We start from the raw sequence: 13,496 nt of genomic DNA, 5'->3' as shown, positions 1-13,496 counted from the left end.
CCATGGCGACGGGCGACATCGTCCTGGGACCGAACCAGTACGGGAAGGCCGAGAACCGGCTGGTGCGGATCACCCGCGACACCGACCGGCACGAGATCGAGGACCTCAACGTCACCTCGCAGCTGCGGGGCGACTTCGTGGCGTGCCACGTCGACGGCGACAACAGCCAGGTCGTCGCCACCGACACGCAGAAGAACACCGTGTACGCCTTCGCCGAGCAGCACGGCATCGGCTCGCCCGAGCAGTTCCTGCTGACCCTGGGGGAGCACTTCGTCACCAGCTTCGACTGGGTCTCCGGCGGACGCTGGGAGGCTGAGCTCTACGCGTGGGAGCGCATCGCCGTCGGCGGCCGGCCGCACGACCACTCCTTCGTCCGCACGGGCCAGGAGGTCCGCACCGCCCTCGTGCAAAAGGACGGCGAGCAGACGTGGGTCCTGGCGGGGTTCAAGGACGCGACGGTCCTCAAGTCGACCGGCTCGGAGTTCCACGGGTTCCCCCGCGACCAGTACACGACGCTGCGCGAGACCACCGACCGCATCCTCGCCACGTCGGTCACGGCGTGGTGGCGCTACAGCAGCACCGACGTCGACTGGAACGCCCGCTACGACGCCGTGAAGACGGTCCTGCTCGAGACGTTCGCGAGCGTGCACTCCCTCGCCCTGCAGCAGACCATCTTCGCGATGGGGCGGGCCGTCCTGGAGCAGTTCGATGACGTCGCCGAGATCAAGCTGTCGTGCCCCAACAAGCACCACTTCCTGGTCGACCTCGAGCTGTTCGGGCTCGACAACCCGAACGAGGTCTTCTTCGCCGCCGACCGCCCGTACGGGCTCATCCAGGCCACCGTCCAGCGCGAGGGCGCCCCGCAGGCCCCGCAGGCCTGGGCCACCGTGCCCGGCTTCTGCTGAGCCCACCGACCCCACGAGAGCGAGCACGACGATGACCGCACGAGCGAGCGAGCACGCAGCGACGCCCCGTCCCGAGGACGAGGTGCTGCCGGTGCCGCAGCTGCTCGGCTACGGCCTCCAGCACGTCCTGGCCATGGTCGGCGGCATCATCGCGGTGCCGCTCATCGTCGGTGGTGCCGCCGGGCTGGAGCCGGCGGAGTCGGCCACGCTGGTCGCGTGCGCGCTGCTCGTCAGCGGCCTCGCGACGATCCTGCAGACGATCGGCGTCCCGTTCCTCGGGTCCCGCCTCCCGCTCGTCCAGGGCATCAGCTTCGCCTCCGTCTCGACGATGGTCACCATCATCGCCGGCGAGAGCGACGGCGAGCGTGGGCTCCGCGTCGTCGCCGGGGCGGTGGTCGTGGCCGCCCTCGTGGGCTTCGCGATCGCGCCCCTCCTCTCGCGCCTGATCCGGTTCTTCCCGCCCGTCGTGACGGGGTCGATCATCACGGTCATCGGGGTGTCCCTCATGCCGGTCGCCGCCGGCTGGATCACCGGGCAGCCGACCGTGGCCGGCGGCGAGAACCCCGACTACCTGAGCCCGACGAACCTCGTGCTCAGCCTCGTCACGCTGGCCCTCGTGCTGGTCATGACGTCGGTCCGGGCGCTGGCCCGCCTGGCCGTCCTGCTCGGTCTGGTCCTCGGCACGCTGGTGGCGTTCGCCGTCGGTCGGACCAGCCTCGACGGCGTCGGTGACGCCGGCGTCGTGGCCGTGCCGACGCCCTTCGCGTTCGGGACCCCGGTCTTCGAGGTCGGCGCGATCGTGGCGATGGTCGTCGTGATGGTGGTCATCATGGTCGAGACCACGGCGGACATCCTCGCCGTCGGGGAGGTCGTCGGGACACCCGTCGACTCCCGGCGCGTCGCCGACGGGGTGCGCGCCGACATGATCTCCTCCGCGATCGCGCCCGTGCTGAACTCCTTCCCGGCCACCGCGTTCGCGCAGAACGTCGGGCTGGTCGCGCTCACGGGCGTCAGGAGCCGCTTCGTGGTCGCCACCGGGGGCGCGGTCCTGGTGCTGCTCGGGCTCTCGCCGGTGCTGGCCTCGCTCGTGACGGTCATCCCGCTCCCGGTGCTCGGCGGCGCGGGGCTCGTGCTGTTCGGCACGGTCGCCGCGAGCGGCGTCCGCACGCTCGCCCGGGCCGACCTCGACGACCACCGCAACCTCGTCGTCGTGGCCGTGTCGCTCGGCTTCGGGCTGCTGCCGGTCGTCAACGAGGAGTTCTGGAGCAGGACGCCCGACTGGGTCGCCACGATCCTGGGCTCGGAGATCAGCGCCGCCGCGCTCGTCGCGTTCACGCTCAACCTGTGCTTCACCGTGCTGCGCCGCGGCGAGCCGGGTGCGGACGCGGAGCCGGCCGCTGCGCCCGCCGCGCCGGCGGCCGGGTCGAGGGACTGACGACGCCCATGCGACTCGACGCGATCCAGGCCCAGCACGTGCTCGTCGACGGAGCGTTCCGTCCCGCGACCCTGACGCTCGCCGACGGCCGCATCACGGCCGTCGGACCCCTCGACGACGTCCCCGCCGGCGAGGTCTACCGCGCGCCCGACACCGCCTTCGTGGTGCCCGGCGTCGTCGACACGCACGTGCACGTCAACGAGCCGGGCCGCACGGAGTGGGAGGGCTTCCGCACGGCCACGAGGGCCGCGGTCCTCGGCGGCGTGACCACGCTCGTCGACATGCCCCTCAACTCCGTGCCGCCGACCACGACGCTCGAGGGCCTGGCCGCCAAGCGCGCGGCGGCCCGGGGCCAGCTCGCCGTCGACGTCGGCTTCTGGGGCGGCGCGGTGCCCGGCAACGTCGCCGACCTCGAGCCGCTCTGGGACGCCGGGGTGTTCGGCTTCAAGTGCTTCCTCAGCCCGTCGGGCGTCGACGAGTTCCCGCCGCTGGACCGGGCCGCGTTCGACGCGGCCCTCGCGGAGGTCGCCCGGCTCGACGCGCTCATGATCGTGCACGCCGAGGACGCCGCGATCCTGGAGCGCACGCCGGCCCCGGCGAGCCGCGCCTACCGCGACTTCGTGCTGTCGCGTCCCGACGCGTCGGAGGTCTCCGCCATCCGCCAGGTCGTCGACGGTGCCCGGGAGACCGGGGCCCGCGTGCACGTCCTGCACCTGAGCAGCGCGCGGGCGCTCGACCTCATCGCCGACGCGCGGGCGGAGGGGCTGCCGCTGACCGTCGAGACCTGCCCGCACTACCTCACCTTCAGCGCCGAGACGATCCCCGACGCGGCGCCGGAGTTCAAGTGCTGCCCGCCCATCCGCGACGCCGGCAACCGCGAGGCCCTCTGGCAGGCGCTCGAGGAGGGTCTGGTCGACTGCATCGTCAGCGACCACTCGCCGTCGACCGTGGAGGAGAAGCAGAAGGGCGACGGCGACCTGCAGCAGGCCTGGGGCGGCGTGTCGGGCCTGCAGGTCGGCTTCGCCGTCCTGGCGCACGAGGCGAGGCTCCGCGGCATCCCGCTGGCACGGCTGAGCCGGTGGATGTCGACGAGCACCGCCGACCTCGTCGGCCTCGCGCACAAGGGACGTGTGGCCGTCGGCGCCGACGCCGACCTCGCGGTCTACGACCCCGCCGCCGAGCTGCACGTCGATGCCGCCCGGCTGGCCCACAGGAACCCGATCACCGCGTACGACGGACTGCACCTCGCAGGCCGGGTCGTGGGCACCGTCGTGCGTGGTGAGCTGGTCGACGTGGACCACGTCGACCACCGCCACGGCCGGCAGCTCGGCAGGCCGTCGTCGTGACCCCGCACCTCGCCGCACCACCGATGGAAGGACCCATGGACACCGCTCCCGTGAACCCCCCGCCCCGCCTGCTGATGGGACCTGGTCCGATCACCGCCTACCCGCGGGTCCTGCGGGCCATGTCGGCCCAGCTCGTCGGCCAGTACGACCCCGCCATGACCGGCTACATGGTGGAGGTCATGGGCCTGTACCGCGAGGTGTTCGCGACGGCGAACGAGCAGACCTTCCTCGTGGACGGCACGTCGCGCGCCGGCATCGAGGCGGCCCTCGTCTCGCTGCTGGAGCCGGGCGACCGGGTGCTCGTCCCGGTCTTCGGCCGGTTCGGCCACCTGCTCGCGGAGATCGGCGAGCGGTGCGGTGCCGAGGTGCACACGATCGAGACCGACTGGGGCACCGTGTTCGCGCCCGAGCAGGTCGAGGCGGCGATCCTCGAGGTCCGGCCCAAGGTGCTGGCGGTCGTGCAGGGCGACACCTCGACGACCATGTGCCAGCCGCTGGCCGACCTCGGCGAGATCTGCCGACGGCACGACGTGCTCCTCTACTGCGACGCCACCGCCTCGCTCGGCGGCAACCCGTTCGAGACCGACGCGTGGGGGATCGACGTCGCGACCGCCGGCCTGCAGAAGTGCCTGGGCGGTCCGTCCGGCTCCTCGCCGATCACGATCTCGCCGCGCGCCGTCGACGTGATCGACGGTCGTCGCCACGTCGAGACGGGCATCGCGGAGGACCGCGACGTCGCCCGCGGCGTGCGCATCGCCTCGAACTACCTCGACCTCGCCATGATCATGGACTACTGGGGACCGCGACGGCTCAACCACCACACCGAGGCCACGACGATGCTCTACGGCGCGCGCGAGTGCGCCCGGCTCCTCGTGGAGGAGGGGATGGCCGCCGCCGTCGAGCGGCACCGCCTGCACGGAGCCGCGATGCTCGCCGGGGTGCGCGGGCTCGGGCTGGAGGTCTTCGGGGACGTCGAGCACAAGATGAGCAACATCGTCGCGGTGCACATCCCCGACGGCGTGGACGGCGACGCCGCGCGGGCGGCGATGCTCGAGGACTTCGGCATCGAGATCGGCACCTCCTTCGGACCCCTGCACGGCAAGGTGTGGAGGATCGGCACGATGGGCTACAACGCCCGCAAGGACGCCGTGCTCGTCACGCTCGCGGTCCTGGAGCAGGTGCTGCGGGCCGGTGGCGTCACCGTGACGGCTGGCGCAGGCGTCGGCGCCGCCCAGGAGGTGTACGCATGAGTGCCTCGACGGACCTGCCCACGAGCGGCTCCGCGGTCGGCTCCGCGGCGGAGGTGCTCGCCCGCTGCGCCGAGCTCGACCTCTACTCCTCCCACCCCGAGCACCTGGAGCGCGTCTACCTGTCGCCGGAGCACGCCGCGGTCAACCGCGTCGTCGCCCGGTGGATGACCCGCGCCGGGCTGACCCCGCGCCAGGACGCGGCCGGCAACCAGTACGGCCGACGTGAGGGTCGTACGCCGGGGCTGCCCGCCCTGCTGCTCGGCTCCCACCTCGACACCGTCCCCGACGCCGGGTCCTACGACGGCATGCTCGGCGTGCTCATGGGCATCGCGGTCGCCGAGCGGCTCGGCGACCGGGTCGACGAGCTGCCGTTCGCCCTCGAGGTGGTCGGGTTCAGCGACGAGGAGGGCACGCGGTTCGGCAAGGCGCTGCTCGGCAGCTGCGCGGCCGCCGGCACGTGGGACCCGGCCTGGTGGGACCTCCACGACGCCGGCGGCACCAGCCTGCGGACGGCGTTCGAGGAGTTCGGCCTCGACCCGCGCGCCGTCGGCGACGCCGCGCGGCGACCCGAGGAGCTCGTGGGCTACCTCGAGGCGCACATCGAGCAGGGTCCCTACCTCGAGGAGGCCGACGCGTCGCTCGGGTACGTGACCACGATCGCCGGCGCGCGCCGGTTCGTCCTGGAGGTGGTGGGCGAGGCCCGCCACGCCGGCGGGACGCCCTACGAGCGCCGCAAGGACGCGATGGTGGGCGCCGCCGAGTGCATCACGGCGATCGAGCGGATGGTCCGCCCGTCGGGCTGCATCGCCACCACCGGCCGGATCGAGGCCCGCCCCGGCGCGGTGAACGTGATCGCGGGGCACGTCGAGGTCAGCCTCGACCTGCGCGCGCCGACCGACGCCGCCCGCGACGCGATGTGGGAGGAGCTCGAGGTCGAGCTGCAGCGGCTCTGCGCCGCGCGGGGTCTGGGCCTGCGCGTGACCGAGACCCACCGGGCGCCCGCGATGCCGTGCGCACCCTGGCTCACCGACGCCGTCGTCACCGGCATCGTGGGCACGGGCGACACCACGCCGATGGGGATGTGGAGCCGCGCCGGGCACGACGGCATGGCCGTCGGCGCGGTCACCGACGTGGCCATGCTGTTCGTGCGCTGCCACGACGGTGTGAGCCACCACCCCGACGAGGACGTCCGCGAGATCGACGTCGCCCGCGGGCTGGACGCCTTCGAGGCCGCGGTCCTCGAGGTCGCGGCGAAGGTCGCGGCACGATGACCTCCAGCCCCGTGACGTCCAGCGCCTCGACGTCCAGCCCTGTGACATCCAGCCCCGCGACGGCCGGCCAGGGGGCTCCGTCGGCGTCCCCCGGCGAGGGCGCGCGCCCGATCGAGGTGCGCATCACCGAGAAGTACGCCGACCTCGCGCCGCAGGAGCGCCGTGCCGCCGACGTGCTGCTCGAGCACCTCCACGACCTCGCGATGTACCGCGCGTCGGAGCTCGCCGAGCTGGCCGGTGTCTCCAAGGCCACGATGAGCCGGCTGTTCCGCCGCCTCGACTACGAGGACTTCACGCAGGTCCGCGACCAGCTGCTCGTGCTGCGCAACGCCGGACTGCCGGTGCCCGTGGGTGCCCCGCCGACCGTCGCGCGCCACCTGGAGACCGAGGTCGAGCACCTGCACCGCGTGCTCACCGCGGCCGAGGGTGCGATCGAGCAGGCTGCGGGGCTGCTGGCCGGGGCCGCGACGGTGACCGTCGTCGGGATGCGCAACAGCTACCCGGTGGCGCTCCACCTGACCCAGCAGCTGACGCAGGTGCGCCGTGGCGTCTGCGTCGCGCCGTCGCCGGGGCAGTCGCTGTCCGACGAGGTGGTCGGGCTGGGTGCCGACGACGTCGTGGTCGTGGTCGCGTTCCGCCGCCGACCGCCGGAGATCGCCGGGCTGCTCGACCTCGTCCGGTCGCAGGGCGCCACGGTCGTGCTCATGGCCGACCCGTCCGGTCGGCGGCTCGCGTCCCCCGGTGACGTCTGGATCGAGTGCGGGGCTGCCACGCAGGTCGCGTTCGACAGCTACGCGGCGGCGATGAGCGTCGTCGCGGCGCTGTCGTCGCGGGTCCTGGACGCGCTCGGTCCGGCCGCGGGCCAGCGGGTCGCGGCGATCGCGTCGGCCTACCGCGCGCTCGGCGAGATCGAGGACTGAGCCGTGGACCTGCACACCGTGGAGTCCTTCCGCCTGCCCGACGGCCCCGACGACCTCCGGCTCGCGCCGGGGGAGACCTGGCTGGCCGGCGGCACCTGGCTGTTCTCCGAGCCGCAGGTGACGACCACCGGGCTCGTCGACCTGACGGCGCTCGGCTGGCCCGACTGGGAGCTCGGCGACGGGTCGACCGGCCGACTGACGATCGGGGCCACCTGCACGCTCCTCGACCTCGTCGCGCACGCCGAGCGGTCCGGGCTCCCGAGCCTCGCGGTGGCGCGTCCGTGCGTCGAGGCGCTCGTGATGTCGAGCAAGGTCTCGCGGCGGGCCACCGTCGGTGGCAACGTGTGCCTGGCGCTCCCGGCCGGCGGTGCCACCTCGCTGCTGACCGGCCTCGGTGCCGTGGCCGTGGTGTGGGGCCCCGACGGCGAGCGTCGCGTGCCGGTCGCCGCGCTGGTCACCGACGTGCGCCGGACGGCCCTGGGCCCCGGCGAGCTCGTGCGCGCGTTCGAGGTGTCGCGGACGTCGCTCGACGCGACGACGGCGTTCCGTCGTGCCGCCCTGACCTCCATGGGCCGCTCGGGCGCCGTGCTGGTCGGACGACGCGAGCCGGACGGCGGCGTGCACGTCAGCGTGACCGCCTCGACCCGCCGTCCCCACGTGCTCGACCTCGGCGCTGCTCCCACGGAGGCCGACGTCGCGACCGCGGTGGCCACGATCGACCGCTGGTACGACGACCCGCACGGTGCGCCCGACTGGCGCGCGGCGCAGACCCTGCGGTGCGCGCTCGAGGTCGTGGAGGAGCTGGCGTGAGCAGTCCGGTCGAGAGCCGTCCCGTCGAGAGAGGGACGTTCGAGGTGCGGGTCAACGGCTCGAGCGTCACCACGGCCCCGGCGCCGGGCCAGTGCCTGCGCACCTACCTGCGCGACCACGACCGCCTCGACGTCAAGAAGGGCTGCGACGCCGGCGACTGCGGTGCCTGCACCGTCCTGGTCGACGGCGACCCGACACACGCGTGCGTCTTCCCAGCGGTGCGGGCCGCCGGTCGCGAGGTCACCACGGCGTCCGGCCTCGGCACGCCCGACGACCTGCACCCCGTGCAGCAGCGCTTCGTCGACGCAGCCGGGTTCCAGTGCGGGTTCTGCACGGCCGGCATGGTCGTGACGGCCTCCACGCTGCCGGAGGGCCTCGCCCACGACGACCTCTGCCGCTCGATGAAGGGCAACCTGTGCCGCTGCACCGGGTACCGGTCTGTCCGCGACGCCCTCGCGGGCCGGACCAACGTCGGCGAGGCCGCTCCCGGCGCGGCCTTCGGCGCCTCGGTCGCGGCACCGGCGGCGTGCCGTGTCGTGGCCGGGCAGGAGCCGTTCACCCTCGACCTGGAGGCGCCGGCGGACCTGCTGCACGTGGCGGTCCTCGGCAGCCCGCACCCGCACGCCCGCGTCACGTCGATCGACACGTCGCGCGCGGAGGCGCTGCCCGGTGTGCACCTCGTGCTGACCCACCACGACGCCCCCGACGTCCTCTACTCCACCGGCCGCCACCAGAGCCGCCTCGACGACCCCGACGACACGCGGATGCTCGACCCGGTCCTGCGGTTCGCGGGCCAGCGCGTCGCGGTGGTCGTGGCCGAGACGGTCGCGACCGCGCAGGAGGCGTGCCGGCTCGTCGACGTCGAGTACGAGGTGCTGCCGGCGGTGCTCGACCCCGACGTCGCGCGACGGCCCGGGGCGCCGCTCGTGCACGGTGACAAGGACGCGGTCGTCTCGCGGATCGCCGAGCCGACGCGCAACGTGGTCGCCCAGCTGCACGACGAGCACGGCGACGTCGAGGCCGCGCTCGCCTCGGCGCACGCCGTGGTGTCCGGGACGTGGCAGACGTCGCGGGTCTCGCACGCCCAGCTCGAGACGCACGGGGGACGGGGCTGGCTCGCCGACGACGGCACCCTCGTGGTGCGCACCAGCACCCAGGTGCCGTTCCTCGTCCGCGACGAGCTCGCGCACGTGCTGTCGCTGCCACGCGAGCGGGTGCGCGTGGTCGCCGCCCGCGTCGGCGGGGGGTTCGGCGGCAAGCAGGAGATGCTCGTCGAGGACGTCATCGGGCTCGCCGTCCTGCGCACCGGACGCCCCGTGCAGTACGAGCTGAGCCGAGAGGACCAGTTCACGGTCGTGCCGTGCCGCCACCCCATGCGGGTCGGCGTCACGCTCGGCGCCGACGCCGAGGGGCACCTGACCGCGCTCACGCTCGACGTGCTCTCCGACACCGGCGCGTACGGCAACCACGCCGTGGGCGTCATGTTCCACGGCTGCCACGAGTCGGTCGCGCAGTACCGCTGCCCCAACAAGCGGGTCGACGCCGAGGCGGTCTACACCCACCAGCTCCCGTCGGGCGCCTTCCGCGGCTACGGGCTCGGGCAGGTCATGTTCGGCATCGAGTCCGCGATGGACGACCTCGCCGCCGAGCTGGGCATGGACCCCGTCGAGCTGCGCCGTCGCAACGCCGTCGTGCCTGGCGACCCGTTCGTGGTCACGGCGCTGGAGGAGGACGACCTGGAGTACGGCTCGTACGGGCTCGACCAGTGCCTCGACCTCGTCGACGCGGCGCTCGGGGCGGGGCGGGGCGACGTCGCTCCCGAGGGCTGGCCCACGGGACGCGGCGTCGCGATGGCCATGATCGCCACCATCCCGCCGCGCGGGCACTTCACCGACGTGTCCGTGGCGGTCGACGCCGACGGTCGCTACACCGTCTCCGTCGGCACCGCCGAGTTCGGCAACGGCACCACCACGGTGCACGTCCAGCTCGCGGCCACCGAGCTGGCCACCACGCCCGACCGGGTCCGGGTGCGCCAGAGCGACACCGCGACGTCCGGCTACGACACCGGTGCCTACGGGTCGGCGGGCTCCGTCGTCGCCGGCAAGGCGGTGCACGTGGCGGCGGAGCGGCTGCACGCCGAGCTGCTCACGCTCGCGGCGCGCGCGGCCGGGGTGGCGCGCGGGCACTGCACGCTCGAGCGCGACGGCGTGCGGCTGCCCGACGGGTCGCTCCTGACCTTCCGCGAGGTCGTGCCCGAGGGACTGTCGGCCGAGGGCACCCACGACGGCAGCCCGCGCTCGGTGGCCTTCAACGTCCACGGCTTCCGGGTCGCGGTCGACCCGACGTCGGGCGAGGTCAGGGTGCTGCAGTCGGTGCACGCCGCCGACGCCGGTGTCGTCATCAACCCCGAGCAGCTGCGGGGCCAGGTCGAGGGCGGCGTCGCCCAGGCGATCGGGTCGGCCCTGCAGGAGGAGGTGGTGGTCGAGGACGGCCATGTCGTCACGCGCACCTTCCGCTCCTACCGCATGCCGCAGATGGCCGACGTGCCCCCGACCGAGGTGCTCTTCGCCGACACCCACGACGAGCTCGGGCCGCGCGGCGCGAAGTCGATGAGCGAGGCGCCGTACAACCCGGTGGCTCCCGCGCTGGCCAACGCGATCACCGACGCCCTCGGCGCTCGTCCCCGCACGTTGCCGATGAGTCGTGACCGGGTCTGGCGGCTCGCGCAGACCGGCTCCGACGCGCCGCCGGCCGCGCAGCGCCAGGGTTAGACGGGTCGGCCGTCAGCCCGGCCCGGACCCTCCTGCGGCCGGTGGATGGGGCCGGTCGTGGTGGAGAGCGGCTGCGCCGAGCCGCCGTGGCGGACGGCCAGCACCTCCGCGAGGATCGCCACCGCGGTGTGCTCGGGGCTCGAGCCGCCGAGGTCGAGACCGATCGGGGAGCGCAGACGGCGGAGGTCGACGCCGTCGAGGGCGCGCACGCGCTGCTCGTGCGTGGCCCGCGAGCCCATCGCGCCGACGTAGCCGGCTCCGCCCTCGAGGGCCGAGGCGAGCACGACCGTGTCGCGCTCGAGGTCGTGGCCCAGCACGCACACGGCGTCGTCGGGCGACCACGTCCGGGCCGCGCACCACTCCTCGACGCCGGACGCCACGACCGCCGTCGCGTCGGGGAAGCGCTCCTTCGTCGCGAACGTCGCGCGGTGGTCGAGGACGGTGACGGCGAAGCCGGCCCGTGCGGCGAGCGCGCACAGAGCCACCGCGAACTCCACGGCACCGACGACCACGAGCTCCGGCGGCCGGTGGACCGAGATGCTCGTCCCGGCGAGGGTCAGGGTCGCGGACCGCCCGCCGGCGGCGCACTCGACCTGGTACCACTGGTCCGCGTCGAGCGACGCGAGGTCGCACACGAGCACCTCGATCGACCCGCCGCACATCAGGCCGGGCTCCAGCCAGTCGCCCGCGGCGTAGGTACGCCGTCTCGTCGGTCCTCCCGCGAGGACCTCCTCGCACTCGGCGACGAGCGCGCCCTCGACGCACCCGCCGGAGATGCTGCCCACCACGCGACCCGTGTCGTCGACCGCGAGGGCCGCGCCCACCGCGCGCGGTGCGCTGCCGTGCACGGCGACCAGGGTGGCGACGGCGACGCGGCGACCCTCGGTCGTCCAGGTGCGCAGGGTGGGGGCGATGTCGAGCACGGGACCAGGGTGCGGGACAAGTGTTTCATCGCGGGGACGATGAAGAAACGCCCACGAAACACCCTCTTGCGACGATCGCGTCGCGGACCACGAGAGAGGGAGTCGACCATGGCCGACGAGCAGGACACGACGTGGCTGGCGCTGGCCGTCGACCTCGCCACGCAGAACGTGGCGGAGGGCGGCGGACCCTTCGGCGCGGTGCTGGTCAAGGGTGACGAGCTGGTCGCCACGGGACAGAACCGGGTCACGCGCGACCTCGACCCGAGCGCCCACGCGGAGGTCGTCGCGATCCGTGCCGCGTGCCGCGCGATCGGCGACTTCTCCCTGGCAGGACTGACGTTGTACTCCTCCTGCGAGCCGTGCCCGATGTGCCTGGCGACGTCGCTGTGGTCGCGTGTCGACCGGGTCGTGTTCGCCGCCGACCGCGACGACGCCGCCCGCGGCGGGTTCGACGACCGCGAGTTCTACGAGCTCTTCTCGCGCGACCGTGCGACGTGGGGCACGACGGTCGAGGCGACCCGCACGGCCGACGCGTCGTCGCCGTTCGACGCGTGGCTCAGCCACGCCGCGCGCACGGCCTACTGAGATTTACGCAGGCGTAATGCCACTGCGTCAGGAGCGGAACGCGACGCTCATAACGTCTCGGTCTGTAACGGGGGTTTCATCGTCAGCAGCGCACGCTGCTCGAGCCAGGGAGTACCACAGTCATGAACCAGTCCATCCGCCGAGGAACCAGTGCGCGCGTCGCCGCGGTGCTCTCGGCCGCCGCCCTCGCCCTGTCCGCGTGCGGCTCGAGCTCTGACTCCGCGGACGAGTCGTCGGGCGACGGCCTCGGAGACGTGACCGTCCAGTTCTCCTGGATCAAGAACGCCGAGTTCGCGGGCGAGTTCATCGCCGACAGCGCCGGCTACTACAAGGACGCCGGCCTCGGGAAGGCCACCTTCCTCGCCGGGCCGGTCGCCCAGGAGGAGATCGTCGCCACCGGCAAGGCCGACTTCGGCCTGAGCAACGCCGTCTCCACGGCCTCGGCGATCACCAACTCCGACTTCCCGCTCAAGATCATCGGCGCGACGTACCAGAAGAACCCCTTCTCGATCCTGTCGCTGGCCGACCAGGGCAACATCAAGACGCCGCAGGACCTCATCGGCAAGAAGATCGGCGTCCAGGACCCGAACCTCAGCCTCTTCAAGGCGTTCCTCGCCGCGAACGACATCGACGAGAAGGACGTGGAGATCGTCCCGAACGGCTTCGACGTCGCCCCGCTGGAGGACAAGCAGATCGACGGCCTCGTCGCCTACGTCACCAACGAGTCGCTGCTGGTCAAGAGCCACGGCTTCGACACGGTCGACCTCTCCTTCGCCGACAACAACCTGCCGTTCGTCGCCGAGAGCATCATCACGACCGACGAGACGCTCGAGAAGAAGCCCGACTACGTCAAGGCGTTCCTCGAGGCCGAGATCCGAGGCTGGAAGGACGCGTGCGACGGCGAGGCCGGGTACGAGAAGGGCGCCAAGCTCGCCGTCGACACCTACGGCAAGGACATCGACCCGCCGCTCGAGCTCGACAAGGAGATCGCGCAGGCCAAGCAGCAGTGCGAGCTGCTCGTCAACACCGACGAGACCGCCAAGAACGGCATCTTCACGATCAGCGACGACCTGGTGCAGGCCAACCTGACGTCGCTCAAGGCGGCGGGCATCGACATCTCCGCCGACGACCTGTTCGACCTCGAGCCGCTGACCGAGCTGCTCAAGGAGAAGCCCGAGCTCGCCAAGTGAGGACCGCGTGAGCAACCTGACGACGCCGGCCGGGGGGGGGGGGGGGGGGGGGCCCACCAACAGCCCCGGACCTCACACCCAAGAACCGTC

At 73.2% G+C, this 13,496-nt stretch carries 11 protein-coding genes; 10 read left to right on the top strand and 1 reads right to left on the bottom strand.

Annotation, left to right across the window (positions count from 1 at the left end):
- Window positions 1–2 precede the first annotated feature (2 nt).
- The 8 genes from pucL to AC3WRM_RS04545 are packed head-to-tail and all read left to right on the top strand — an operon-like array spanning window position 3 to window position 10,708.
- Complete coding sequence (gene pucL, locus AC3WRM_RS04580; RefSeq protein ID WP_492247422.1) at window positions 3–905, top strand: factor-independent urate hydroxylase; 903 nt, start codon at window positions 3–5, stop codon at window positions 903–905.
- A gap of 31 nt (window positions 906–936) precedes the next feature.
- Window positions 937–2,340 carry a nucleobase:cation symporter-2 family protein gene (locus tag AC3WRM_RS04575; RefSeq protein WP_492247423.1) on the top strand — a complete coding sequence of 468 codons (1,404 nt, stop codon included), beginning with the start codon at window positions 937–939 and terminating at the stop codon, window positions 2,338–2,340.
- Window positions 2,341–2,348: 8 nt separating this feature from the next.
- Window positions 2,349–3,686, top strand: coding sequence for an allantoinase AllB (gene allB, locus AC3WRM_RS04570; protein WP_492247424.1), 1,338 nt, complete (start codon window positions 2,349–2,351; stop codon window positions 3,684–3,686).
- A 35-nt stretch (window positions 3,687–3,721) separates the two neighbouring features.
- Window positions 3,722–4,936 (top strand): pyridoxal-phosphate-dependent aminotransferase family protein, encoded by a 1,215-nt coding sequence (locus AC3WRM_RS04565; RefSeq protein ID WP_492247425.1) that lies wholly within the window; start codon window positions 3,722–3,724, stop codon window positions 4,934–4,936.
- The gene (locus AC3WRM_RS04560; RefSeq protein WP_492247426.1) at window positions 4,933–6,207 is read left to right on the top strand and encodes an allantoate amidohydrolase; all 1,275 of its coding nucleotides are present in this window, start codon (window positions 4,933–4,935) and stop codon (window positions 6,205–6,207) included. Before AC3WRM_RS04565 ends, AC3WRM_RS04560 begins: the two co-directional genes overlap by 4 nt.
- Before the next feature lie 41 nt (window positions 6,208–6,248).
- Window positions 6,249–7,127 (top strand): MurR/RpiR family transcriptional regulator, encoded by an 879-nt coding sequence (locus AC3WRM_RS04555; protein WP_492247427.1) that lies wholly within the window; start codon window positions 6,249–6,251, stop codon window positions 7,125–7,127.
- A 3-nt stretch (window positions 7,128–7,130) separates the two neighbouring features.
- The gene (locus AC3WRM_RS04550; protein WP_492247428.1) at window positions 7,131–7,937 is read left to right on the top strand and encodes an FAD binding domain-containing protein; all 807 of its coding nucleotides are present in this window, start codon (window positions 7,131–7,133) and stop codon (window positions 7,935–7,937) included.
- On the top strand, window positions 7,934–10,708 hold the full coding sequence (locus tag AC3WRM_RS04545) for a molybdopterin-dependent oxidoreductase (protein WP_492247429.1): 2,775 nt from the start codon (window positions 7,934–7,936) through the stop codon (window positions 10,706–10,708). The genes AC3WRM_RS04550 and AC3WRM_RS04545 overlap by 4 nt, the downstream gene beginning before the upstream one ends.
- Here AC3WRM_RS04545 and AC3WRM_RS04540 read toward each other — a convergent pair.
- Window positions 10,705–11,631 carry an XdhC family protein gene (locus tag AC3WRM_RS04540; RefSeq protein WP_492247430.1) on the bottom strand — a complete coding sequence of 309 codons (927 nt, stop codon included), beginning with the start codon at window positions 11,629–11,631 and terminating at the stop codon, window positions 10,705–10,707. The two genes, AC3WRM_RS04545 and AC3WRM_RS04540, sit on opposite strands and share 4 nt — an antisense overlap.
- 108 nt (window positions 11,632–11,739) lie before the next feature.
- Between AC3WRM_RS04540 and AC3WRM_RS04535 the strand changes: the two genes are divergently transcribed.
- Complete coding sequence (locus AC3WRM_RS04535) at window positions 11,740–12,216, top strand: nucleoside deaminase (protein ID WP_492247431.1); 477 nt, start codon at window positions 11,740–11,742, stop codon at window positions 12,214–12,216.
- Window positions 12,217–12,338: 122 nt separating this feature from the next.
- A complete protein-coding gene (locus AC3WRM_RS04530) occupies window positions 12,339–13,406 on the top strand; it encodes an ABC transporter substrate-binding protein (RefSeq protein WP_492247432.1) in 1,068 nt (355 codons plus the stop codon).
- Window positions 13,407–13,496: the final 90 nt, after the last annotated feature.

This window comes from Aeromicrobium sp. EU05-FHT14F07 (assembly GCF_058790455.1).
Note: the sequence above shows the minus strand (reverse complement) of the source record. Positions and strands in the feature narration are given on the sequence as shown.

Bases quoted from the DNA above. Each gene is read 5' to 3' on its own strand.
- AC3WRM_RS04565 (WP_492247425.1), top strand. From the start codon at position 3,722: ATGGACACCGCTCCCGTGAACCCCCCGCCCCGCCTGCTGATGGGACCT.
- AC3WRM_RS04530 (WP_492247432.1), top strand. From the start codon at position 12,339: ATGAACCAGTCCATCCGCCGAGGAACCAGTGCGCGCGTCGCCGCGGTG.
- AC3WRM_RS04535 (WP_492247431.1), top strand. From the start codon at position 11,740: ATGGCCGACGAGCAGGACACGACGTGGCTGGCGCTGGCCGTCGACCTC.
- AC3WRM_RS04560 (WP_492247426.1), top strand. From the start codon at position 4,933: ATGAGTGCCTCGACGGACCTGCCCACGAGCGGCTCCGCGGTCGGCTCC.
- AC3WRM_RS04575 (WP_492247423.1), top strand. From the start codon at position 937: ATGACCGCACGAGCGAGCGAGCACGCAGCGACGCCCCGTCCCGAGGAC.
- pucL (WP_492247422.1), top strand. From the start codon at position 3: ATGGCGACGGGCGACATCGTCCTGGGACCGAACCAGTACGGGAAGGCC.
- allB (WP_492247424.1), top strand. From the start codon at position 2,349: ATGCGACTCGACGCGATCCAGGCCCAGCACGTGCTCGTCGACGGAGCG.